Origin of the sequence: Microbacterium sp. NPDC058389, from assembly GCF_042722305.1 — a bacterium.
Classification (GTDB): Bacteria; Actinomycetota; Actinomycetes; order Actinomycetales; family Microbacteriaceae; genus Microbacterium.
This window is the reverse complement of the sequence record NZ_JBHXJQ010000025.1, coordinates 14,932-35,893: the sequence shown is the minus strand read 5'-3', so window position 1 is coordinate 35,893 and position 20,962 is coordinate 14,932. Positions and strand designations below refer to the sequence as shown.

Annotated in this window: 25 protein-coding genes; 17 read left to right on the top strand and 8 right to left on the bottom strand. The window is 70.9% G+C overall.

What is annotated here, in order from left to right; translation table 11 throughout:
* Positions 1 to 18: 18 nt before the first annotated feature.
* The gene (locus ACFWJ8_RS20460; RefSeq protein WP_378815018.1) at positions 19 to 573 is read right to left on the bottom strand and encodes a helix-turn-helix domain-containing protein; all 555 of its coding nucleotides are present in this window, start codon (positions 571 to 573) and stop codon (positions 19 to 21) included.
* 65 nt (positions 574 to 638) lie between these two features.
* Here ACFWJ8_RS20460 and ACFWJ8_RS20455 point away from each other — a divergent pair, with 65 nt between their 5' ends.
* The 8 genes from ACFWJ8_RS20455 to ACFWJ8_RS20420 all read left to right on the top strand — a co-directional run bounded on the left by ACFWJ8_RS20455 (position 639) and on the right by ACFWJ8_RS20420 (position 9,632).
* The gene (locus ACFWJ8_RS20455) at positions 639 to 2,171 is read left to right on the top strand and encodes an FAD-dependent oxidoreductase (protein ID WP_378815016.1); all 1,533 of its coding nucleotides are present in this window, start codon (positions 639 to 641) and stop codon (positions 2,169 to 2,171) included.
* A gap of 72 nt (positions 2,172 to 2,243) precedes the next feature.
* Complete coding sequence (locus ACFWJ8_RS20450; RefSeq protein ID WP_378815015.1) at positions 2,244 to 3,032, top strand: tyrosine-protein phosphatase; 789 nt, start codon at positions 2,244 to 2,246, stop codon at positions 3,030 to 3,032.
* Between the two features lie 46 nt (positions 3,033 to 3,078).
* Positions 3,079 to 5,163 (top strand): ABC1 kinase family protein, encoded by a 2,085-nt coding sequence (locus tag ACFWJ8_RS20445; RefSeq protein WP_378815013.1) that lies wholly within the window; start codon positions 3,079 to 3,081, stop codon positions 5,161 to 5,163.
* 201 nt (positions 5,164 to 5,364) lie between these two features.
* Complete coding sequence (locus ACFWJ8_RS20440; protein WP_378815011.1) at positions 5,365 to 6,498, top strand: ABC transporter substrate-binding protein; 1,134 nt, start codon at positions 5,365 to 5,367, stop codon at positions 6,496 to 6,498.
* 38 nt (positions 6,499 to 6,536) lie between these two features.
* On the top strand, positions 6,537 to 7,436 hold the full coding sequence (locus tag ACFWJ8_RS20435; RefSeq protein ID WP_378815024.1) for an ABC transporter permease: 900 nt from the start codon (positions 6,537 to 6,539) through the stop codon (positions 7,434 to 7,436).
* Positions 7,433 to 8,230: an ABC transporter permease gene (locus ACFWJ8_RS20430; protein ID WP_378815009.1), complete on the top strand. Its 798-nt coding sequence runs from the start codon at positions 7,433 to 7,435 to the stop codon at positions 8,228 to 8,230. Before ACFWJ8_RS20435 ends, ACFWJ8_RS20430 begins: the two co-directional genes overlap by 4 nt.
* Entirely contained in the window at positions 8,227 to 9,339 is a 1,113-nt protein-coding gene (locus ACFWJ8_RS20425) for an ABC transporter ATP-binding protein (protein ID WP_378815007.1), read from the top strand. Before ACFWJ8_RS20430 ends, ACFWJ8_RS20425 begins: the two co-directional genes overlap by 4 nt.
* Positions 9,340 to 9,449: 110 nt before the next feature.
* A complete protein-coding gene (locus ACFWJ8_RS20420; protein ID WP_378815005.1) occupies positions 9,450 to 9,632 on the top strand; it encodes a YegP family protein in 183 nt (60 codons plus the stop codon).
* A 6-nt stretch (positions 9,633 to 9,638) separates the two neighbouring features.
* Here ACFWJ8_RS20420 and ACFWJ8_RS20415 read toward each other — a convergent pair whose 3' ends face one another.
* From ACFWJ8_RS20415 to ACFWJ8_RS20395, 5 genes are all read right to left on the bottom strand, one after another.
* Complete coding sequence (locus ACFWJ8_RS20415) at positions 9,639 to 9,890, bottom strand: glutaredoxin family protein (RefSeq protein ID WP_378815003.1); 252 nt, start codon at positions 9,888 to 9,890, stop codon at positions 9,639 to 9,641.
* A gap of 20 nt (positions 9,891 to 9,910) precedes the next feature.
* Positions 9,911 to 10,204 carry a rhodanese-like domain-containing protein gene (locus tag ACFWJ8_RS20410; protein WP_378815001.1) on the bottom strand — a complete coding sequence of 98 codons (294 nt, stop codon included), beginning with the start codon at positions 10,202 to 10,204 and terminating at the stop codon, positions 9,911 to 9,913.
* A 73-nt stretch (positions 10,205 to 10,277) separates the two neighbouring features.
* A complete protein-coding gene (locus ACFWJ8_RS20405) occupies positions 10,278 to 10,376 on the bottom strand; it encodes a 30S ribosomal protein bS22 (protein WP_003792170.1) in 99 nt (32 codons plus the stop codon).
* 83 nt (positions 10,377 to 10,459) lie between these two features.
* Positions 10,460 to 10,651 carry a helix-turn-helix domain-containing protein gene (locus ACFWJ8_RS20400; RefSeq protein WP_163618319.1) on the bottom strand — a complete coding sequence of 64 codons (192 nt, stop codon included), beginning with the start codon at positions 10,649 to 10,651 and terminating at the stop codon, positions 10,460 to 10,462.
* Positions 10,652 to 10,775: 124 nt separating this feature from the next.
* Positions 10,776 to 11,705, bottom strand: a complete 930-nt coding sequence (locus tag ACFWJ8_RS20395) for a TetR/AcrR family transcriptional regulator (RefSeq protein ID WP_378814998.1) — start codon at positions 11,703 to 11,705, stop codon at positions 10,776 to 10,778.
* Positions 11,706 to 11,804: 99 nt separating this feature from the next.
* Here ACFWJ8_RS20395 and ACFWJ8_RS20390 point away from each other — a divergent pair, with 99 nt between their 5' ends.
* Both ACFWJ8_RS20390 and ACFWJ8_RS20385 read left to right on the top strand, forming a co-directional pair.
* Positions 11,805 to 12,713: an ATP-binding cassette domain-containing protein gene (locus ACFWJ8_RS20390; protein ID WP_378814996.1), complete on the top strand. Its 909-nt coding sequence runs from the start codon at positions 11,805 to 11,807 to the stop codon at positions 12,711 to 12,713.
* Positions 12,710 to 13,516, top strand: a complete 807-nt coding sequence (locus tag ACFWJ8_RS20385) for an ABC transporter permease (RefSeq protein WP_378814994.1) — start codon at positions 12,710 to 12,712, stop codon at positions 13,514 to 13,516. Before ACFWJ8_RS20390 ends, ACFWJ8_RS20385 begins: the two co-directional genes overlap by 4 nt.
* A gap of 53 nt (positions 13,517 to 13,569) precedes the next feature.
* On the opposite strand, the gene ACFWJ8_RS20380 is transcribed toward ACFWJ8_RS20385, so the two are convergent.
* Positions 13,570 to 13,980: an ArsR/SmtB family transcription factor gene (locus tag ACFWJ8_RS20380; RefSeq protein WP_378814992.1), complete on the bottom strand. Its 411-nt coding sequence runs from the start codon at positions 13,978 to 13,980 to the stop codon at positions 13,570 to 13,572.
* Between the two features lie 170 nt (positions 13,981 to 14,150).
* On the opposite strand from ACFWJ8_RS20380, the gene ACFWJ8_RS20375 reads away from it, so the two are divergent.
* The 3 genes from ACFWJ8_RS20375 to ACFWJ8_RS20365 are packed head-to-tail and all read left to right on the top strand — an operon-like array spanning position 14,151 to position 16,610.
* Complete coding sequence (locus tag ACFWJ8_RS20375; protein WP_378815022.1) at positions 14,151 to 15,530, top strand: TrkH family potassium uptake protein; 1,380 nt, start codon at positions 14,151 to 14,153, stop codon at positions 15,528 to 15,530.
* A 4-nt stretch (positions 15,531 to 15,534) separates the two neighbouring features.
* Complete coding sequence (locus ACFWJ8_RS20370; RefSeq protein WP_378814990.1) at positions 15,535 to 16,194, top strand: potassium channel family protein; 660 nt, start codon at positions 15,535 to 15,537, stop codon at positions 16,192 to 16,194.
* A gap of 38 nt (positions 16,195 to 16,232) precedes the next feature.
* A complete protein-coding gene (locus ACFWJ8_RS20365) occupies positions 16,233 to 16,610 on the top strand; it encodes a nuclear transport factor 2 family protein (protein WP_378814989.1) in 378 nt (125 codons plus the stop codon).
* 3 nt (positions 16,611 to 16,613) lie between these two features.
* On the opposite strand, the gene proC is transcribed toward ACFWJ8_RS20365, so the two are convergent.
* Positions 16,614 to 17,459 (bottom strand): pyrroline-5-carboxylate reductase, encoded by an 846-nt coding sequence (gene proC, locus ACFWJ8_RS20360; RefSeq protein WP_378814987.1) that lies wholly within the window; start codon positions 17,457 to 17,459, stop codon positions 16,614 to 16,616.
* 81 nt (positions 17,460 to 17,540) lie between these two features.
* Here proC and ACFWJ8_RS20355 point away from each other — a divergent pair, with 81 nt between their 5' ends.
* The 4 genes from ACFWJ8_RS20355 (at position 17,541) to ACFWJ8_RS20340 (ending at position 20,913) form a co-directional block, all read left to right on the top strand.
* Complete coding sequence (locus ACFWJ8_RS20355) at positions 17,541 to 17,948, top strand: ArsR/SmtB family transcription factor (RefSeq protein ID WP_378814985.1); 408 nt, start codon at positions 17,541 to 17,543, stop codon at positions 17,946 to 17,948.
* 1 nt (position 17,949) lies between these two features.
* Positions 17,950 to 18,615, top strand: a complete 666-nt coding sequence (locus tag ACFWJ8_RS20350) for an SRPBCC domain-containing protein (protein WP_378814983.1) — start codon at positions 17,950 to 17,952, stop codon at positions 18,613 to 18,615.
* Between the two features lie 144 nt (positions 18,616 to 18,759).
* Positions 18,760 to 19,872 (top strand): alpha/beta fold hydrolase, encoded by a 1,113-nt coding sequence (locus tag ACFWJ8_RS20345; RefSeq protein WP_378814981.1) that lies wholly within the window; start codon positions 18,760 to 18,762, stop codon positions 19,870 to 19,872.
* A 69-nt stretch (positions 19,873 to 19,941) separates the two neighbouring features.
* On the top strand, positions 19,942 to 20,913 hold the full coding sequence (locus ACFWJ8_RS20340) for a cation diffusion facilitator family transporter (protein WP_378814979.1): 972 nt from the start codon (positions 19,942 to 19,944) through the stop codon (positions 20,911 to 20,913).
* The last annotated feature ends 49 nt before the right edge of the window (positions 20,914 to 20,962 follow it).

Here is a 20,962-nt window from a genome sequence, read left to right as displayed (position 1 = left end):
CCGTGAGCGCACCCGCGCTCACGGGGCTCCGTGCGTGTGCATGCGCTCCCCCGAGGCGCTGAAGATGCTCAGCACCTCGGCCGGGCCGTCGGCGGTCGCGCTGAGGCTGTGCGGCAGGCGCGTGTCGAACTCGGCCGCCTCGCCGCGCTCGATGATGTGCTCGTGGTCGTCGAGCGCGAGGCGCAGCCGGCCGCTCAGCACGTACAGCCATTCGTAGCCGTCGTGCACGCGGGGCTCGGGCGCCTGCTTCGCGGCGGGGAAGGTCACCTTGTATGTCTGCACCGGCGAGTGGTCGAGCGTGAGCGGTGCGATCACCATGCCGTCGCGCCGCTCGACGGCGCGGTGCACGCGCGGATCGGCCGGTGCCTCCGGGAGCAGGTCGTCGATGCGGATGCCGAGCTGACGCGTGAGCGGCAGCAGCAGTTCGAGCGACGCCTGGCGCTTGCCGGCCTCCAGACGCGACAGCGTGCTGGGCGACATCCCCGCGCGCTGTGCGAGGTCGTCGAGCGTCCAGCCCCGGTCCTTGCGCGCCGCCCGCAGCCGTGGTCCCACCTGATCCAGAAGTGCGTCCATGCCTTCATCTTGCCATTTCTGCAAACCTGTTTGCCAGATCGTGACCCAGCAGCGAGGCTGGAGACATGGACAACGACTGGGATGCCGTCATCATCGGCGGCGGTGTGGCGGGACTGAGCGCCGCCCAGATGCTGGGGCGGTCGCTGCGGCGCACCCTCGTGATCGACGGCGGGATGCCGCGCAACCGGTTCGCGGCGCACATGCACGGCGTGCTCGGCCACGACGGGACGCCGCCCGCCGAGCTGCTCGCGACCGGGCGCGCAGAGGCGCGCGCGTACGGCGTGGAGTTCGCGACCGGCACGGTTGCGGACGTCACCGGCCAGGGCGACCGGCTCACCGTCACCCGCGAGGACGGGACGGTCGACACCGCGCGCGCCGTCGTCATCGCGACCGGCATCCGCGACGACCTTCCCGACGTGCCGGGTCTCAGCGAGGAATGGGGGCGGACGGTGCTCCACTGCCCCTACTGCCACGGCTGGGAGGTCGCCGGGCGTCGCCTCGCCGTCCTCGCGACGTCGCCGGCGAGCCTCCACCAGATCGAACTCGTCCGCCAGCTCTCGGACGACGTCACGGTGTTCGCGGCCGAGCCGTTCGACGAGCGGTCGGTCGTGCGGCTCGCCGCGCGCGGCGTCCGCATCGTCTCGACAGCGGTGCGCGAGGCGACCGGACGCGACGGCGCCCTGGCGCTCACGACGGCCGACGGTGCGGAGCACGTCGTCGACGCCCTGTTCACCGCAGGCGCCCCCGTGCTCGACCTCGGGTTCGTGGCGAGCCTGGGGCTGGCGCGCGCGGACGCGCCGGGCGCTCCCCTCGTCGCCGACCCGCGCGGCGCGACGAGCCACCCGCGCGTCTTCGCCGCGGGCAACGCCATCGCGCCGTTCGGCAACGTGCCCCTGTCGATGGGCGCGGGCGCGATGGCCGGCGCCGGCGTCAATGCGATGCTCGTGGCCGAGGATTTCGACCACGCCGTCGCGGAGCGCGCGGCGCAGCGCACCGCCGCGTGGGAAGAGCGCTACGCGGCCGAGGACCGCTTCTGGTCGGGTCGCGTCAACGCGACGATGGCCGCCGTGGTCGCGGGGCTCGAGCCCGGCAGCGCGCTCGACGTCGGCTCCGGCGAGGGCGGCGACGCCGTCTGGCTCGCCGAGCACGGCTGGCGCGCGACGGGCGTGGACGTCTCGGCGACGGCCGTGCGTCGCGCCGCGGCGCTGGCGGCGTCGCGCGGCGTCGACGCGGAGTTCCGGGTGGGCGACGGCGCGGCATCCGTCCCGGGCGAATTCGATCTCGTCCTGGCGAGCTTCCTGCACTCATGGGAGCCGGACTTCCCCCGCCTGCACCTGCTGCGCGACGCGGGCGGGCGGGTCGCCCCCGGCGGCCGGCTGCTGGTCGTGTCGCACGCCGCCCCGCCGCCGTGGGCGCGCGAGGTGCCCGCACACGCGCCGGTCATGCGCACGCCGGACGAAGAGCTCGCGCTGCTCGACCTCGATGCACGCGCATGGGCGGTCGAGATCGTCGAGATCCGCCGCCGTGAGGCCACCGCGCCCGACGGGACGCCCGCCCACCTCGACGACGGCGTGCTGCTGCTGCGGCGCATCTGCTGACCGCACGCCCGGCGCCGACACGGGAGCGGAGGGGACGCCGGTGCCGCCCATACCGCCCATAGGGTGGATCGGGTGACCACGATCGATGGACTGCAGAACTTCCGCGACACGGGCGGCATGCCCCTCACGACCGGCGGCGCGACGCGCACAGGCGTGCTCTACCGGTCCGAGGCTCTGAGCACGCTCACGCCGGCAGGCATCGAGCAGCTCGCGGCATCCGACATCGGCGTGATCGCCGACTTCCGCACGGACCTGGAGCGCGGCATGGCGCCCGACGTGCTGCCCGAGGGCCGGACGTTCCAGGTGGTCCCGCTGCCCCTTCTCGAGGGCGCGATGACCGGCTTCGCGCAGGCGGCCCTGGAGGCGCCGGATCCGGATGCCGCGCAGCAGGCGATCGCTGCGGCGCTGGCTCAGCTGCCGGGCCTCGGCGACCTGTACGTCTCCATGCTCGAGCACGGCGGCGCCTCCTTCGCCGAGGCGGCACGCCTGGTGGCGGCATCCACCGACGACTCGCCCACGGCAGTGCTCGTGCACTGCACGGCCGGCAAGGACCGCACCGGCGTCTCGGTCGCCCTGCTGCTCGACGCGGTCGGCGCCGAGCGCTCCGCCGTCGTCGCCGACTACGCCGTCTCGGCCGAGAACCTCGCAGGCCCGTGGGCCGACCGCATGCGTGGCATGATCACGGCGATGGGCCTGCCCCTCACGCCCGAACTCGACGCGCTCGTGACCGCGACGCCGGCCCCTGCGATCGAGCAGGCGCTCGCGTGGGTCGACGCGCAGGGCGGCTCGGCCGCGTACCTGCGCGCGGGCGGCCTCACCGACGCCGAGCTCGACGCCCTCCGGGCGCGCCTGACCGCCTGATCCGCCGCTCGGTATATTCGGTCTCCACTGACCGGGGGGTTTGTCGATGCTCGAAGCGTTCGTGACGGTGCTGATCGGGGTGGTGTTCGCCATCGGCGCCGCCTGGGTCTCGCAGCATGTGCTCGGGGCGACCATCAGCTGGATCCGCGCGCTCGTCCTGGTGGCGATCGTGTACGCCCTCACCGTGCCGCTCGTGCGCGCCGCACTCGAGTCCGGCGGGGTGATCTCGGACGGCGGATTCGATGTGTCCGGCGGGCTGGGCATCGTCATCATCGCGGTCGCCCTGGGCTGGCAGTTCGCCATCGCCGTCGCCGTGATCATGGTGATCGAGCTGTTCTGGCCGTCCGGCCGAGGCTGGCACCCGGTCCGTGCGGTCCAGGGGATGCTGCATCGGCGGGCGCGGATGCGCCGGTACGCGGAGGTCCTGCGCATCGCGTCGAAGCACGGCCTCAGCCTGTACGGCAGCCACCGCAGCGGCAACGGCGAGGATGTTCCCGCGGCACTGGTCGCGGTGCTGAACGAGGCCGGCCCGACCTTCGTCAAGATCGGGCAGGTGCTCTCGACGCGCGACGATCTGCTGCCGAGAGAGTTCACGGACGCCTTCGCCTCGCTCCAGATGAACACCACCCCGCTGCCCTGGGATGCGATCAGGACCGCGATCGAGGCGGAGCTGTCCGGCCCGCTCGAGGCGACGTTCGCCTGGATCGACGAGAAGCCCCTGGCCGCGGCATCCCTCGCCCAGGTCCACGCGGCACGACTGCGGCCCGCCGAGCCGGGCGGCGCCGAGCCGAGCGTGGTGATCAAGGTCCAGAGGCCCGATGCGCGCGCCTCCGTCCAGGTCGACACCGACATCCTGCAGCGCCTCGCGGCCGACGCCGAACGTCGCAGCGACTGGGCTCGCGCGTACGGGGTGCAGGCGCTCGTGGACGAGTTCGTCCGCGCGCTCACCGAAGAGCTCGACTACCGCATCGAGATGGACAACACCGAGCTTCTGCGCGACACCATGGCGCGCTCCACGGTCCGGAACGTCCACGTCCCCGAGGTGTACCCGGCACTGTGCACGAAGCAGATGATGGTGCAGGAACGCGTCGTCGGCATCCCCTTCTCAGATCTCCACGGCGCGCTGCCCGCCGATATGGACGACGCGCCGCCGCGCGAGCAGACCACCGCGCGGCAGTTCGACGCCGGTCCCGTGAGCGGAAGCGTCTCGGTCACCTCGATCACGCCGCCGCCGACCGCACGTGACATCGCGGACACGCTCGTCGACGCCATCTTCGAACAGGTGGCGCTGCGGGGCGTGTTCCACGCGGATCTTCACCCGGGGAACGTCATCCTCCGCCCCGACCGCGAGATCACCCTCATCGACTTCGGCTCGATCGGCGTGCTGGAACGCAGCATGCGCCGGGTGCTGATCGCCATGATGTCGGCGATGGCCGCCGAGGACGACATCGCCCTCACCGACCTGCTCCTCATGATCGTCGAGGAGCCCGCGGACGGCTCAGGCCTCGACCGCAGCGCGCTGCAGCATGAGATCGGCGCCATCCTCACGCGCGTCCACAACGGGCGGGGCGACGCCACGATCTTCCGCGAGGTGATCGACGTGCTCCGCCGTCACCGCCTGGCGCTTCCTGCCGAGCTCGCCCTGGTGTTCCGGACCCTCGGGTCGCTCGAGGGAACCCTCCGGCACCTCGACCCCGATTACGAGATGGTCGAGCGCGCGCTCGAGCGCACTCCCCACTTCGCGCGCATCGCCGTGGATCCGCGTGGGGTGCTCGCGGATGCGCGGGTGCAGCTCCAGGTCGCCGGAGAGCAGCTGCGACGGCTCCCCCGCCGGATCGAGACGATCGGCGCATCGCTGGAGAACGGGACGTTCGGCATGAACCTGCGGATGTTCCGCGACCCGAAGGAGCGCGGGTGGGTCCGTTCGCTCGTGAGCCAGCTCACGACCGCCCTGATCGGGGTGACCCTCGTCATCGCCGCCGTCATCCTCCTCGTATCCGACGGCGGGCCGCAGCTCACGGCGGAGATCGGGCTGTTCCCGTTCCTGGGATCGATCCTCGGGCTGGCCGGCATTCTGCTCGTCCTCGGATCCTTGCGCCGAACGGCGATGCGCAACGACGTCGGCTCGTAGGCCGTGCACGGCGGATTCCGCGCACGGCCGACCGGCTGCGTCGGACATCCCCCGTCGTCGCATCGCCGCGCGACACCTGATGCTCACGGGTTGTTCACCCGCGGCCGGGGGATGCTTCACCGCGCGTCCGTAGCGTCCTCTCGTCCCCGCTCGCAGCAGTGTCCCGACACGCCTGCGCGCGGCAACCCGAGAGGAACGCACATGTCCCACATCACTTCGCGCCGGCTGCTGCTCGGCGCTGCGGCGGCAGCGGTCGCCGTGCTCACGCTCGCCGGCTGCGCGAGCACGCCGGCCGCCGACGCCGAGGGATCGTCCGCCGACGCCGCCGCGGCGACGAGCCTGTCCGACTTCGGCTCGCTCGAGGACCTCGAAACGGCTGCCAAGGCCGAAGGCCAGCTCAACGTCATCGCCCTCCCGCGCGACTGGGCGAACTACGGCGAGATCATCGACCTGTTCGCCGAGCGCTATCCCGAGATCACGATCAACGAGCAGTCGCCCGACGTGTCCAGCGCCGAGGAGATCCAGGCCGCGGAGACGAACGCGGGTCTGGATACGGCGCCCGACGTGTTCGACCTCGGCCTCACGGTCGCGCTGCAGAACACCGACAAGTTCGCCCCGTACCAGGTCCAGAACTGGGACGACATCGCCGACGCGCTCAAGGAGCCGACCGGCCTGTTCGTCGGCGACTACGGCGGCTACATGTCGGTGGGCTACGACTCGGCGCGGTTCGACGCCCCTGAGACGCTCGACGACCTGCTCGGCGAGGCGTACAAGGGCGCGGTCGCGATCAACGGCGATCCCACGCAGGCCGGTGCAGCCTTCGCCGCGGTCGGACTCGCGACGGTCCAGTCGGACGGCACGCTCGACGACTACCAGCCCGGCATCGACTTCTTCTCGAAGCTCAACGCCGCGGGCAACATGCTGAAGCTCGACGTCACCAGCGCGACCGTCGCCAGCGGTGAGACGCCCGTCGTGTTCGACTGGGATTACCTGAACGCGGCACACACGGCCGACCTTCCGACATGGAAGACCGTGGTCTTCCCGGGTGTCGGCTACGCCGGGTACTACAACCAGGCCATCAACAAGGACGCCCCGCACCCCGCTGCCGCGCGCCTGTGGCAGGAGTTCCTGTACAGCGACGACGTACAGAACCTCTGGCTCAAGGGCGGCGCGCGCCCGGTCCGCATGGAGGCGATGATCGCCGCCGGCACCATCGACCAGGAGCTCGCCGACGCCCTGCCGACCGCGCCCGACGACACCGTCGTCCCCACGGAGGAGCAGTCGGCCGACGCCGGCACGCTCCTCGGCGAAGAGTGGGCCGCAGCGGTCCAGTGACGACCGCCCGCACTCTCACCGGTCCCGACCAGGACCGCGTGACCGACCTCGCCGCGCCGGAGCCATCCGCTCCGGCGCGGCGGGGCCGCCCCGCGCCCGACTGGTCGTGGCTCGGCCTTACGCCGTTCGCCGCCTACGTCCTGTTGTTCCTCGCCCTGCCCACGGCCATCGCGGTCGCGTCGGGGCTGTTCGACGGCGACGGCGCCTTCACGCTCGACAACCTCGCCGCCCTCGGCGACCCGGTGATCCTCGCCACCTTCTGGAACTCGACGTGGGTGTCGATCCTCACCGCCGTCATCGGCGCGGTCGTGGGCGCGCTCGTCTGCTACGCGATGCTCGGGCTCGCCGAGACCGGATTCGTGCGGACGACGGTGGATGCCGCATCCGGCGTCCTCGCCCAGTTCGGCGGCGTCATGCTCGCGTTCACGATGATCGCGGCCATCGGCACGCAGGGTGTGGTCACCCGGTTCCTGCGCGATGTGCTCGGCATCGACATCTTCGCCGGCGGCGCGTGGATCTACGCGCTGCCCGGACTCATCCCCGCCTACCTCGTCTTCCAGGTGCCCCTCATGATCCTCACCTTCATGCCGGCGCTCGCGGCGCTGCGGCCGCAGTGGGCCGAGGCGCACCTGACCCTCGGCGGCACGCCCGCCGGCTTCTGGCGCTTCGTCGGGGTCCCGGTGCTCGCGCCGTCGTTCCTGGCGAGCCTGCTGCTGCTGTTCGCCAATGCGTTCTCGTCCTACGCGACCGCGGCGGCGCTCGCCAGCCAAGGCTCGCAGATCGTGCCGCTCCAGATCCGGACCGCCCTCACGAGCGAGACGCTGCTCGGCCGCGAGAACCTCGCCGGCGCGCTCGCGCTCGGCATGATCGTGGTGGTGGCCGTCGTGATGTGGGCCTACTCCCTCATCCAGCGCCGCGCGGCGAGGTGGCAGGCATGAACACGCTCGCCCCCTCGCCCCTCGTCCGCTGGATCATCGCGATCGTCGTCGGGCTCGTCTTCGTCATCCCGTTCCTTGCGACGTTCCTCTTCACGCTGTCGTCGCCCGACGGCTCGTACTCCGCCGAACGCTGGCTCGCGCTGTTCGATCCGGCCAACGCGGCACGCTACCGTCCCATCTGGACGGGGCTCGCGAACTCGCTGATCCTCGCCGGTGTGACGGTGCTGATAGTGCTGTTCCTGTTCACCCCGACGATGGTGCTCGTGGCGCTGAGATTTCCGCGGCTGCGGCGCGGCTTCGAGTTCCTCGCCCTGCTGCCGATCACGATCCCCGCGATCGTGCTCGTCGTCGGACTGGCGCCGATCTACCTGCAGATCGGTCGCACCCTCGGCACCGGCGCGTGGACGCTCGCCTTCGCCTACGGCATCCTCGTGCTGCCGTTCACGTATCGCTCGATCCAGGCGTCGATCGACGCCGTCGACGTCAAGACGCTGTCCGAGGCGGCTCGCACGCTCGGCGCAGGCTGGGTCACCGTGCTCGTGCGCGTGATCGCGCCGAACCTGCGGCAAGGGCTGCTGGCGGCATCCCTCATCTCGGTCGCCGTCGTCCTGGGCGAGTTCACGATCGCGTCGCTGCTGAACCGCCAGGTGCTGCAGACGGGCCTCGTCGTCATCAACCGGCAGGACGCCTACGCCGCCGCGATCTTCACCCTGCTGGCGTTGGCGTTCGCCTTCGTGCTGCTGCTCATCATCGGCCGCGCCGGACGCGCCGGCTCGGGAAGGACCCCCTCATGACCACCGCCGACACCCCGCCCCGGACGCTGCCGGCGACGTCCGACAACCTGCTGCTCGCCGGCACCGGCGAGGGCACGCGCGTCGAGTTCCGCGGCGTCGTCAAGGAGTACGGCGCGACCCGCGTGCTGCACGGCGTCGACCTCGACATCGCACCTGGCGAGTTCGTGTCGCTGCTCGGCCCCTCGGGCTGCGGCAAGACGACGGCTCTGCGCGTGCTCGCCGGGCTCGAGAAGGCGACGGCCGGCGAGGTGCGCCTGGGCGGCTCCGACGTGTCGGGCGTCCCGACGAACAAGCGCGACATCGGCATGGTGTTCCAGTCCTATTCGCTGTTCCCCCACCTGCGCGCGGCCGACAACACCGCGTTCGGGCTGCGCCGTCGCGGGGTCGCGAAGCGGGATGCCGCCGCCCGCGCCGCCGACGCGCTCGAGCTCGTCGGGCTCGGGCATCTCGCCGACCGCTTCCCGCACCAGCTCTCCGGCGGTCAGCAGCAGCGCGTGGCCCTGGCCCGCGCCCTCGTCACCGAGCCGCGCGTGCTGCTGCTGGACGAGCCACTGTCGGCCCTGGACGCCAAGGTGCGGGTGCAGCTGCGCGACGAGATCCGCCGCATCCAGCTGCGGCTGGGCATCACGACGGTGTTCGTGACCCACGACCAGGAGGAGGCCCTCGCGGTGTCCGACCGCATCGCCGTCATGGACGCGGGCCGCATCGAGCAGATCGGCACGCCCGAGGAGCTGTACCTGCACCCCGCGACGCCCGGCGTCGCCGCGTTCATCGGCATATCGAGCATCGTGCAGGGCCTGGTCGTCGGCGGCGCCGTCGAAGTGTGGGGCGTGCCGCTGCCGCTCGAGTCGCCCGTCGAAGCGGGAGCTGTGGACGTGTTCCTGCGTCCGGAGAACGTGCGCCTCGTTCATGCCGGCGAGCCCGGTGTCGACGCGGTCGTGCAGGAGAGCACCTTCCTCGGCAGCTACCGCCGCACCCTCGTACGCACCGCCGAAGGCGCCCTCGTCCGCGTGCAGCACGCCGCGGCCGATCGCGTCGAGTACGACGAGCGCGTGCGGATCGCGCTGTCGGCGGCACCCGTGACGGTGCGTCCCCGCGTCACGGCATGAGAGCGCGCACGGCTCTTCCGCTGCACCCCCGACGCCGATAGCGTGAACCCGGCGCGAGGCGCCGGATGCGCGGCATCCGTCCCGCATCAGCTTCTATCGAGGGGGTTCCGATGGCGGGCAAGTTCGAACTGTGGGTCGACAAGGGCGGCGACTGGCGCTTCAACCTGAAGGCGTCGAACGGTCAGGTGATCGCGAGCAGCCAGGGGTACGCGTCGAAGGCGAGCGCCCTGAACGGCATCGAGTCGATCAAGACGAACGCGCCCGGCGCGGAGGTCGTCGAGATCGAGAAGTGACCGCGGTCAGCGCGCGGCGTCCAGCGCCGCGCGCAGGCGGTCGGGCGACACGCGCCAGTGGCCGTGCAGCTCGCCGTCGATGAGGACGACCGGGATCTTCTCCCACCACGTGGCGTAGAGCGCCGGGTCGTCGGCGATCGACAGCTCCTCGACCTCGACCGCGTCCTCGGGAAGGTCGGCGACGACGGTCTCGACGACCTCGCGCGCGACGTCGCACAGATGGCAGTCGGGCTTGCCGATCAGCGTCAGCGTGGTCATGCCGTGCCCGGCGTCCGCGCTCAGGCCTCGACCGGGAAGCCGGCCGCGATCCACTCGTTCGTGCCCCCGTCGACGTTGGTCACGTCGTAGCCGCGCGCTTCGAGGGCCTCCACGACCCGGCCCGAGCGGCCGCCGACCGCGCAGATGACATCGAACGCGCCGTCGGGGAGCTCGTCGAGGCGTCCGCCGATGACCGACATCGGGATGTTGACGGCGCCGGGCACGTGGCCGGCGGCGAACTCGTCGATCTCGCGCACGTCGATGAGCGGGGTCTCGACCCGCTCGCGCAGCTGCTGGACGGTGATGGACTTCATGACGGCCTTTCGGATCCTGCGGGGAGATACACGAAGCGCCCGTCCGAAGACAGGCGCTAGGTGCGGATGCCGCTTACTTCTTGTTGCGGCGCTGGTGGCGAGTCTTGCGAAGCAGCTTGCGGTGCTTCTTCTTCGCCATGCGCTTGCGGCGCTTCTTGATGACAGAACCCACGGAAAACCTCACTATGTCGGGGTCTGGGCGCGGCGTGTGCGGCGCCCGGGAACGGGCAGATACGGAAAATGCCTCGGAACAGTCTAGCCGACGTCGGCGATGGGCCGTTGCAGGGCCTCGGTGACCGCCGATTCGGGCACACGATAGCTGCGTCCGAAGCGCACCGCGGGAAGCTCTCCCGAGTGCACGAGACGGTAGACCGTCATCTTCGACACGCGCATCAGCTCGGCCACCTCGGCGACCGTGAGGAAGCGCACGTCCGACAGTTCTGCCATGTCCTTCACCTTCCCCAGTTTCACCGCGGCAGGACGAAGCCCTGATGCGGCTGTGCACAGCCTAGAACGCCGTCGGGACGCGTGTAAACCCGTGTGACTCATGAGACGCACGGGATCACCCGGCTCAGCCGCCGGGAGTCTGCTTGGCGCGACGCTCCCGTGCCTCCCGAGCGGTCTGACGCTCGACCTTTCGCGCGGCCCGCAGGACCCTCTCGGCGTCCCGCACGGCCTTGCGCGCCTCGCGGAACCTCTTGTCGTCGGCGATGTCGGCGTCGTCTGCCGCGATCCACGGCTGGCGCTGCTCACGACGTCCCTCGCCGACCTGGGCGATGTACGCCGCCACACCTTCGAGCCCTCGGTCCAGCGCGAACGAGAAGGGGTCGGTGTTCTCCAGGAACACCCCGGATTCGATGGCCGCACGCAGATGCGGATACGCGTCGGCGGTGATGAGCGAACGGAACATCGCGTCCTCATTGCGCGCGACGGCATCGGTTCCGCCGCCCAGCTCTCGCTCGACGCGGGTGTACCCGGCGAGGATGGTCCCCGCCCAGTGCGCGGTCCCCGTGACGATCAGCATGACGGCGAGACGCTCGTTGTACGTCAGCGGCGTCTCGGCGAGCGCACTCAGGCCGGCATCCATCCAGGCGGCGCTGTTGGGGGTCGCCGGCACACCCGAGATCGGGATGTCGAGCACCCACGGGTGCCGCAGGTAGTGCTGCAGCTGCTCCCGGAACAGCACCTCGAGCTGCTCGCGCCACCCGCCCGCCTCGCGCACGGCGTCGGACGGCGCGCCCGTCGCCTCCTCCTGCATGAGGAGGACGAGGTCCTCCTTGGCGCTGACGTAGCGGTACAGCGACATCGGCGTGAAGCCCATGCGCGCGGCCACAGCCGCCATCGACACCGCCCCGAGCCCGTCCGCGTCGGCAATCTCGACGGCGGCCTCGACGATGCGCTCCACGCTCATCTCGCGCTTGGGACCGCGCTGGGGGCTCGCCGCCACGCCCCACGCGAGGGCGATGCCGCGCGGGAGCTCGGGCTCGAGGTCTTCGGTCATGTCGTCATCCTAGGACTGTTTATCGCGTAAACAGTGTGTTACCGTCATAAACAGTTGCGGTTATAAACAGTTTCACTGACACACGGAAGGATGCCTCGCATGAACGCTCCCGCCATCGACATCCGCGGGCTCGGCAAGAGCTTCGGGCGCTCCGTCGTCCTCGACGGTCTCGATCTCGTCGTCCCCCGCGGCGAGATCTTCGCCCTGCTCGGCGCCAACGGCGCCGGCAAGACCACCACCATCTCGATCCTCACGACGCTCCAGCGCCCCGACCGCGGCACCGCCGCCGTCGCCGGCTTCGACGTCGCCACCCAGCCCGACGCCGTGCGCCAGCGCATCGCGCTCACGGGCCAGTCCGCCGCCGTCGACGACATGCTGACGGGCACCGAGAACCTCGTCATGCTCGGCCGGTTGTCGGGCCTGTCGCCGCACCGGGCGCGCGCTCGCGCCGCCGAGCTCCTGGAGCGGTTCGCACTGACGGATGCCGCCGGCCGCGGCGTCCGCACGTACTCCGGCGGAATGCGACGACGCCTCGACCTGGCGCTGAGCTTCGTCGTCGTGCCCGAGGTCCTGTTCCTCGACGAACCGACGACCGGCGTCGACCCGCGCAGCCGCCGCGACCTGTGGGAGGTCATCCGCTCGCTGTCGGACGCGGGCACCACGGTCTTCCTCACGACGCAGTACCTCGAAGAGGCCGATCAGCTCGCCGACCGCATCGCCGTCCTCGACGGCGGTGCGGTCGTCGCCACCGGCACCCCGACCGAGCTCAAGGCGCTCGTCGGCACCGACACGGTGGTCCTCACCGGCGCCGACGGCGCCGTGGTGCGCGAGATCTCCACCGACGGCAGCGTCGCGGGCCTGCGCGCCGCCATCGCCGAGCTCGACGTCGACGACGCGTCGGGGGCGGAGGTCACGCTGCGCCGCCCCACGCTCGACGACGTCTTCCTGTCGCTCACCGGAGCGCCGGGCACGGCATCCGCCCTCGACACCGCTGAGGAGTTCGCATGACCACCATCGCCCCGACCGCCGCCGCGTCGGTCCCCCGCCCGCGCCTGCGCGGATTCACCGCGGAAGCGGTGTTCGTCCGCCGCAGCATGACGCAGTCGCTGCGCGACGGCGAGTCGCTCAGCATGTCGATCATGCTGCCCGTGATGCTCATGCTGCTGTTCACGTTCGTGTTCGGCGGCGCCCTCGACCCGGCCGGATCGTACGTCGACTACGTCGTGCCGGGCATCATCCTCCTGTGCGCGGGCTTCGGCGCCGCCACGACCGCGACGTATGTCGCCCGCGACATGTCGAGCGGCATCATCGACCGGTTCCGCACGATGCCGCTGCGCAGCGGCGCCGTGCTCACCGGGCATGTGATCTCGAGCCTCGCGCGCAACCTGCTGGCCACCGCGGTCGTCATCGGCGTCGCACTGCTGGTCGGATTCCGGCCGAGCGCAGGCGTCGCCGCCTGGGTGGCGGCGACCGCGGTCATCGCGCTGTACATCCTGGCGATCACGTATCTCTTCGCGGCGATCGGCCTCGCGGCCGGCAGCCCCGAGGCCGCGTCAGGCTACGGGTTCATCCTGCTCTTCCTGCCGTACCTGTCGAGCGCCTTCGTGCCCGTCGACACGATGCCGACGTGGCTGCAGTGGTTCGCCGACAACCAGCCGATCACGCCGATCATCGAGACCATCCGCGGGCTGCTGATGGGCACCGACCTCGGCACCGAGCCGTTGTGGGCCATCGGCTGGTGCGCGCTGATCCTCGCCGTCTCGGCGGTGTGGGGCGCGTGGCTGTTCGGCCGCAAGAGCGGCCGGCGCTGACAGACGCTTCGACAGGCTCAGCCACCGGATCGGTCCCTGAGCCTGTCGAACGGTCAGCGCCCGGGAAGCTTCCTGAGCGCGTTCTCGAGCGCGTGCTTGGCGGAGGCCGCGGCCCGGCCCACCACGTCCGCGGCGTGCGCGGCGGACTCGGTCAGCGACGTGGCGGCGACGTCGGCGCCGACGACACCCTCGTCGTCCAGGAACGGGACGAGCCAGTCGTCCACCTCGTCCAGCGGCGCGGCCGACAGGCTGTAGTAGCGGTGCTGGCCCTCTTCGCGGACCGACACGAGGTGCGCGTCGCGGAGCACCTTGAGGTGCTTCGAGACCGTCGGCTGGCTGGCGCCGAGCTCTGTGACGATGTGCGACACGCTGGTGCCGCGTTCCCCGGCGGATGAGCGATCGAGCAGCAGTCGCAGGATGTCGCGACGCGTTCCGTCCGCGATCACGTCGAAGATGTCCGCCATAGGCTCAGAGTAGTCGGGACCCCTGCCGAGTACCATGAGCACGACCGCCTGGCCCCACGGGGTGTCGGGTGCACGCGTGCCGATTCGCCCAGGGAGGACTCCGAATGACGGATGGCAGGCGCGCCCCCGTCAGTGCGGCGGGTCGCGTCCGGGCGATCGGTCACGGGTTCATGGAGTTCTTCCGCGATCTCACCCAGCGCTCCCCCGCCCGTTTCGCGATCATCATCTTCCTGTCGCTGATCCTCGTCTTCACGGTGCTGTTCTCGCTGCCCGTCGCGGCAGCCGACGGCGTCACGACACCGTTCGCGGACGCGTTCTTCACGGCCGTGTCGACCATCTGCGTCACCGGCCTCGCAACCGTCGACATGGCGACGCACTGGTCGCCCTTCGGCCACGTGCTGGTGTTCGTCGGCGTGCAGATCGGCGCACTCGGCGTGCTGACCCTCGCCTCGATCCTGGGCCTGGTCATCTCGCGCCGCCTGGGCCTGCGGGCCAAGCTCATCGCCGCGAGCGACACCAACCCGCTGCGCACCCACGGCGGGCCGGTCAACGAGAGCCAGACCGTCCAGCTCGGCCAGATCGGCAGCCTGCTCGCGACGGTCGCGCTGTCGACCCTCGTCATCGAGGCGGGCATCGCGATCCTCCTGTACCCCGGACTCCTCCTCGCCGGCGTGCCGTGGCACGTCGCGCTGTGGGAGGCGCCGTTCTACGCGGCGATGTCGTTCACCAACACCGGCTTCACCCCCAACCCGCAGGGCTTGGAGCCGTTCCGCCACGACTACTTCTTCCTCACGGTGCTGATGGCCGGCGTCTTCCTGGGGTCCATCGGCTTCCCCGTGATCTACACGCTGCGCCGTCAGCTGTGGCACGTGCGCCGCTGGTCGCTGCACGCCAAGCTCACCGTCATCACGACGGTGGGCCTGTTCTTCCTGGGCGGGGTCGTCTTCCTCGTGCTCGAGTACGACAACCTGCTCACGCTCGGCACCAACGACGCGTTCGACACCACGTTCCAGGCGTTCTTCCTCTCGGCGATGACGAGATCCGGCGGCTTCGCGATCCTCGACATCGGCGAGCTCAACCAGTCCAGCCTGCTGGTCGCCTGCATGCTCATGTTCGTCGGCGGCGGTTCCGCGTCGACCGCCGGCGGCATCAAGGTCACCACGCTCGCGGTCATCGCGCTCGCGGTCATCTCCGAGGCGAAGGGCCGCGCGTCCAACCAGGTGTTCGGCCGCCGCATCCCGAGCGATGTGCTGCGGGTCGCACTGTCGGTCGTGGCGTGGGGGGCGACGATCGTCGCGATCTCGACGATCATCATCACGCAGATCACGAAGGCGGATCTCGGCGACGTGCTGTTCGACGTCATCTCGGGCTTCGCGACCGTGGGACTGTCGACGGGTCTCACCGAGACGCTGCCCGATGCCGCCGTCTACGTCCTCGCCATCACGATCGTCATGGGTCGCGTTGGTACAGTGACTCTCGCCGCGGCCGTGGCCGCGTCGAACCGTTCGCAGCTGTACTCGCTGCCCGTTGAAAGGCCGATCGTTGGTTGAGCGGATGAGGGGCGATGCACCCGTCCTGGTCATCGGACTGGGTCGTTTCGGGGCCGCGTGCGCCGGCGAACTCGATCGGCTGGACCGCGAGGTGCTCGCGATCGACGAGAACCTCGATCTCGTGCAGAAGTGGTCGGAGCGGGTCACGCACACGGTGCAGGCCGACGCCAAGAACATCGACGCCCTGAAGCAGATCGGCGCGCAGGACTTCCAGGTCGCCGTCGTCGCGGTCGGCTCGTCGATCGAGGCGTCCGTCCTCATCACGGCGAACCTCGTCGACCTCAAGGTGCCGCAGATCTGGGCGAAGGCGGTGTCGCAGTCGCACGGCAAGATCCTCGCCCGCGTCGGTGCCAACCATGTCATCTACCCCGAGCGCGAGGCCGGCGAGCGCGTCGCCCATCTGGTGAGCGGCCGCATGCTCGACTTCATCCGCTTCGACGACGACTTCGCGCTGGCCAAGCTGTACCCGCCGAAGTTCATCCGCGGCAAGGGCCTCAACGAGTCCGGCGTGCGCACCAAGTACAACGTGACGGTCGTGGGAGTGAAGAGCCCGGGCAAGCCGTTCCGCTACGCGGAGGCCAACACGGTCGTGACGAACCACGACCTCATCATCGTGTCGGGCACCAACTCCGACATCGAGCGGTTCGCCTCGCTCGAGCGCTGATCCACACGGATGTCGGCGCCCCGGCGCAGACTGCCCACATGAGCGAACGAGAAGAGACGCTGTCGGTCGCACGTGCATGGCTGGACGGCTACCTGCGGGCATGGGAGTCCAACGCGCCCGACGACATCCGGGCGATCTTCGCCCCCGACGCGGTGTACCGGTTCGAGCCGTGGACGACACCGCTGCAGGGGCAGGAGGCGATCGTCGCGGCCTGGATCGAGCGCCGCGACGAGCCCGGCAGCTTCCGCTTCGAGGGCGCGGTCGCCGCGGTCGACGGCCGGCGCGCGATCATCGAGGGCGTGACGCGCTACGACGCCGGCACGACCTACAGCAACCTGTGGGTGGTGGACTTCGCCGGCGACGGCCGCGCCGACGCCTTCACCGAGTGGTGGATGGACCAGGCGAGCAAGAGCTGACGCTCACGCCCCGGCGGCGAGCTCCTTCGCGCGGGCGAGGGCCGCGTCGGTGGCGCGCGCGAAGACCTCGTCCAGTCGCGCGTCCTGCAGCACGGCGACGGCGCGCTCGGTGGTGCCCTTGGGGCTCGTCACCTGCCGGCGCAGTTCGGCCGGATCGTGAGGGGATGCCTCCAGCAGCGCCGCCGCGCCGATGAAGGTCTGCTCGGCCATCAGCCGCGCCTCGGGCTCGGCGAAGCCCTTGCCGATCGCGGCCTTCGTGAACTCCTCGACGACGAGGAAGAAGTAGGCGGGGCCCGAGCCCGAGATCGTCGACAGCGCGTCGATCTGCGACTCGGGCACCTCGATCACGGTGCCCACGGTCTCGAAGAGCCGTCGCGCGGTCGCCACCGCCGCGGCGTCGGCGCGCGACCCCGCGGCGAGGCCGGTGACCCCGCGCCCGACGAGGGCGGGGGTGTTCGGCATGGAGCGCAGCACGACGACGTCGTCGCCGAGGATCTGCTCGAACGTCTCGATCGTGACGCCGGCGGCGAGGCTGACGACGAGTGTTCCGGGGCGCAGCACGGGGGCGATCTCGCGCAGCAGGTCGGGCACCATCGCGGGCTTGACGCCCACGAGCACGACCCCGGCGGCGGCAGCGGCCTCGGTGTTGCCGGTGGGCTGCGCCTCGAGGGCGATGCTCGTGACGTCGGCCAGGCCGTCCAGCTCGCCGGCGCTCGCGAGCGACCGGTTGGTGGCGGTCACTCCCCCGGCCGCGAGGCCCGAGCGCGACAGGCCGCGGGCGATCGCGCCGCCCATCGAGCCGGCTCCGAGGATCGCGATGGGCGGGAGGACGGGAGCGTTGTCAGGCATGCCGTCATCCTACGAGCGAGGCGTGGCGGCATCCATTCGATCACTCTAGACTTATATAAGTCTGCGCGCAATCATTGGTCCATGCACGCGCTCGACATCCTCGGCGACCCGGTGCGCCGGCGCATCCTCGAACTCCTCGCGGAGGGCGAGCTCAGCGCCGGCGAGATCGGAGACCAGGTGCAGGGCGAGTTCGGCATCTCGCAGCCGGCCGTGTCGCAGCACCTGCGCGTGCTGCGCGAGTCCGGATTCACCACTGTGCGCCCCGACGGCACGCGGCGCCTGTACGCGATCGCGCCCGCACCCCTGGCCGACGCTGCCGCGTGGTTCGACCCGTTCCGCCGCTTCTGGCAGCCGCACCTCGACGCACTCGCGACCGAGCTCGCGCGCGGCCGCCGCGAGCAACGACTGGCGGCCGAGCGCGAGTCCGAGCGGGATGCCGATACCGATGAGACCGATCACCCGGAGACGACCGAACCTCAGGAGGACTGACATGGTCGACGTACAGGGCCAGCTCGACGCGGTGACGCGCGAGATCGCCGACGAAGACATCGACGGGTTCCCGTCGCGCGTGCAGACGCTCGCGCAGACCTACCCCGCACCCATCGACGACGTCTGGGATGCCGTCACGACGGCGCCGCGGATCGCCCGGTGGTTCCTCCCGATCGCGGGCGACCTGCGCGTGGGCGGCCGCTACCAGATCGAGAACAACGCGGGCGGCGAGATCCAGGAGTGCGTGCCGCCTGCCGGCGGCGCCGCGCACTACAAGGCGACGTGGGAGTACGGCGGCGGCGTGACGTGGCTCACCGTGCGCCTCACCGCGGAGGGCGACGACGCGACGCGGCTCGAGCTGGAGCACGTCGCCCGCACCGACGACGTGCCCCCGGGGTTCTGGGAGACCTACGGCCCCGGCGCCACCGGCGTCGGCTGGGACGGCGGGTTGCTGGGACTCGCGCTGCACCTCTCCGGCGGCGACGGCCCCTCCCCCGAGCAGGCCGAGGCATGGGCGTTCACCGACGAGGGCCGCGCGTTCTACCGCGGCGCGGCGGACGCATGGGGCACCGCGCACGAGGAGTCCGGAGCGGATGCCGCAGACGCCGCACGCGCCGCCGACAGCACCTTCGCGTTCTACACGGGACAGGCGCCGGCGGGCGGATGACCGGTGGATGCCGCACCGCCTGCGGTGCGGCATCCACTCTGCTCCCGTACGGAACCTGAAAGCTGATTCACAAAGCGCTCGGCCCGGTCTATTCTCGGAAGGGCGGGGGCGCAGGGGCCTCCGCGTGACGTGGAGAATCCCGATATGACCCTCTTCGACGGCATCACCGCACGCACCGTGGAGACGCCCCAGCTGTCCGTCAACATCCTGGAGCGGACGGGCGACGACCCCGCCGCCCCGTCAGAGCGCACCGTGGTCCTCATCCACGGCAACGTCTCGTCCTCGCTGTTCTGGCAGGAGACGATGCAGGACCTCCCCTCCGACCTGCGCGTCATCGCGGTCGACCTGCGCGGGTTCGGCGACACCGAGAACGCCCCCGTCGACGCGACGCGCGGCGTGCGCGACTTCAGCGACGACCTGCACGCGACGCTGACGGCGCTCGGCATCGAGACCGCCCACCTCGTCGGGTGGTCGATGGGCGGCGGCGTGGTCATGCAGTACGCGCTCGATCACCCGGTGCTGAGCCTCACGCTGCAGGCGCCGGTCTCGCCGTACGGCTTCGGCGGCACGCGCCGCGACGGCTCGCGCCTCACCGACGACGACGCCGGCTGCGGCGGCGGCGGCGCCAACCCCGATTTCGTCGAGCGGCTGAACGACCACGACGCGACCGACGAGGCGCCGACCTCGCCACGCAGCGTCTTCCGCTCGGGCTACGTCGCCGCCGGCTACACCACCGAGCACGAGGACGTGTGGGTCGAGTCGATGCTGAGCACCTCGACGGCGACCGGCAACTACCCCGGCGACGCCGTCACGAGCGAGAGCTGGCCCGGCTTCGGCGCCGGCGGGATCGGCGTGCTCAACACGATGACCCCGGGACACTTCGACGTGTCGGGCATCGTCGACCTCGACCCGAAGCCGCCGATCCTGTGGATCCACGGCACCGCCGACGCCATCGTGTCGGACTCCTCGTTCTACGACCTCAACAACCTCGGCAAGCTGGGCGTGATCCCCGGCTGGCCCGGCGACGACATCGCCCCCGCGCAGGAGATGGTGTCGCAGACCCGCGACGTGCTGGGCCGCTACGCCGCCGCGGGCGGCGAGGTCGCCGAGATCAGCCTCGAGGGCGTCGGACACTCGCCGCACCTGGAGCGGCCGGCCGAGTTCCGCCACGCGCTCCTGGAGGCGATCGGCTACGTCGGGCACCCGCACGATCCCGCACCGCCGACCGAGGCGATCATCCTCCGCTCGTCGGACTGAGCCGCCCTGCGGGTCGCGACCCCCGCCACCGTGCGAGCGGGGGGTCGCGGCATCCGTAGACTCATCGGCATGAGTGCTTCCGGCGGCGGCAAGGCGATCCTCGCGGCGTTCCTGGCGAACATGGGCATCGCCCTGGCGAAGTTCATCGCGTGGTTCCTCTCGGGGTCGGCGTCGATGCTCGCGGAGGCGATCCACTCGGTCGCCGACTCGGGCAATCAGCTGCTGCTGATGCTGGGCGGTCGCAAGGCGCGCAAGGCGGCGGACCGCGAGCATCCCTTCGGCTACGGCCGTGAGCGCTACGTGTACGCGTTCGTCGTGTCGATCATCCTGTTCTCGGTCGGCGGCCTGTTCGCGATCTACGAGGGCGTCGAGAAGCTCACCCACCCCCACGCGCTCGACGAGAAGTGGTGGTGGCTGCCGATCGTCGTGCTGCTCGTCTCGATCGGCCTCGAGTCGTTCTCGCTGCGCACGGCCGTCAAGGAGAGCAACCACGTCCGCCCGAAGGGCCAGTCGTGGGTCGCGTTCATCCGCCGCGCCAAGGCGCCCGAGCTGCCCGTCGTGCTGCTCGAAGACATCGGGGCACTCACCGGCCTGATGTTCGCGCTGCTCGGCGTCGGCCTCACGATCATCACCGGCAACTCCGTCTTCGACGCGCTCGGCACCCTGATGATCGGCACGCTGCTGATCCTCATCGCGATCGTCCTCGGCATCGAGACGAAGAGCCTCCTCGTCGGCGAGGGGGCGACGGATGCCGACCACGACCGCATCGTGACGGCCATCGAGTCCGGTCCCGAGGTCGAGAAGCTCATCCACATCAAGACGCTGTACCTCGGGCCGGACGAGCTGCTCGTCGCCGCCAAGCTCGGCTTCGCGTCGGACGCCCCGCTCGCCCACGTCGCCGCCGACATCGACAGGGTCGAGGCGCGCGTGCGCGAGGCGGTGCCCGCGGCCCGTGTGATCTACTTCGAGCCCGACATCTACCGGCCCGGGGACGATCCGACGCCGCCGACGTCGGAGTTCGTCATCACCTCCTCCAACTGACGCGTCGACAAGCTCACGCTTCGACAAGCCCAGCGACCGACGAGCCGAG

Bases quoted from the DNA above. Each gene is read 5' to 3' on its own strand.
- ACFWJ8_RS20460 (WP_378815018.1), bottom strand. From the start codon at position 573: ATGGACGCACTTCTGGATCAGGTGGGACCACGGCTGCGGGCGGCGCGC.
- ACFWJ8_RS20455 (WP_378815016.1), top strand. From the start codon at position 639: ATGGACAACGACTGGGATGCCGTCATCATCGGCGGCGGTGTGGCGGGA.
- ACFWJ8_RS20445 (WP_378815013.1), top strand. From the start codon at position 3,079: ATGCTCGAAGCGTTCGTGACGGTGCTGATCGGGGTGGTGTTCGCCATC.
- ACFWJ8_RS20440 (WP_378815011.1), top strand. From the start codon at position 5,365: ATGTCCCACATCACTTCGCGCCGGCTGCTGCTCGGCGCTGCGGCGGCA.
- ACFWJ8_RS20430 (WP_378815009.1), top strand. From the start codon at position 7,433: ATGAACACGCTCGCCCCCTCGCCCCTCGTCCGCTGGATCATCGCGATC.
- ACFWJ8_RS20425 (WP_378815007.1), top strand. From the start codon at position 8,227: ATGACCACCGCCGACACCCCGCCCCGGACGCTGCCGGCGACGTCCGAC.
- ACFWJ8_RS20420 (WP_378815005.1), top strand. From the start codon at position 9,450: ATGGCGGGCAAGTTCGAACTGTGGGTCGACAAGGGCGGCGACTGGCGC.
- ACFWJ8_RS20415 (WP_378815003.1), bottom strand. From the start codon at position 9,890: ATGACCACGCTGACGCTGATCGGCAAGCCCGACTGCCATCTGTGCGAC.
- ACFWJ8_RS20410 (WP_378815001.1), bottom strand. From the start codon at position 10,204: ATGAAGTCCATCACCGTCCAGCAGCTGCGCGAGCGGGTCGAGACCCCG.
- ACFWJ8_RS20400 (WP_163618319.1), bottom strand. From the start codon at position 10,651: ATGGCAGAACTGTCGGACGTGCGCTTCCTCACGGTCGCCGAGGTGGCC.
- ACFWJ8_RS20395 (WP_378814998.1), bottom strand. From the start codon at position 11,705: ATGACCGAAGACCTCGAGCCCGAGCTCCCGCGCGGCATCGCCCTCGCG.
- ACFWJ8_RS20390 (WP_378814996.1), top strand. From the start codon at position 11,805: ATGAACGCTCCCGCCATCGACATCCGCGGGCTCGGCAAGAGCTTCGGG.
- ACFWJ8_RS20385 (WP_378814994.1), top strand. From the start codon at position 12,710: ATGACCACCATCGCCCCGACCGCCGCCGCGTCGGTCCCCCGCCCGCGC.
- ACFWJ8_RS20380 (WP_378814992.1), bottom strand. From the start codon at position 13,980: ATGGCGGACATCTTCGACGTGATCGCGGACGGAACGCGTCGCGACATC.
- ACFWJ8_RS20375 (WP_378815022.1), top strand. From the start codon at position 14,151: ATGGAGTTCTTCCGCGATCTCACCCAGCGCTCCCCCGCCCGTTTCGCG.
- ACFWJ8_RS20370 (WP_378814990.1), top strand. From the start codon at position 15,535: ATGAGGGGCGATGCACCCGTCCTGGTCATCGGACTGGGTCGTTTCGGG.
- ACFWJ8_RS20365 (WP_378814989.1), top strand. From the start codon at position 16,233: ATGAGCGAACGAGAAGAGACGCTGTCGGTCGCACGTGCATGGCTGGAC.
- proC (WP_378814987.1), bottom strand. From the start codon at position 17,459: ATGCCTGACAACGCTCCCGTCCTCCCGCCCATCGCGATCCTCGGAGCC.
- ACFWJ8_RS20355 (WP_378814985.1), top strand. From the start codon at position 17,541: ATGCACGCGCTCGACATCCTCGGCGACCCGGTGCGCCGGCGCATCCTC.
- ACFWJ8_RS20350 (WP_378814983.1), top strand. From the start codon at position 17,950: ATGGTCGACGTACAGGGCCAGCTCGACGCGGTGACGCGCGAGATCGCC.
- ACFWJ8_RS20345 (WP_378814981.1), top strand. From the start codon at position 18,760: ATGACCCTCTTCGACGGCATCACCGCACGCACCGTGGAGACGCCCCAG.
- ACFWJ8_RS20340 (WP_378814979.1), top strand. From the start codon at position 19,942: ATGAGTGCTTCCGGCGGCGGCAAGGCGATCCTCGCGGCGTTCCTGGCG.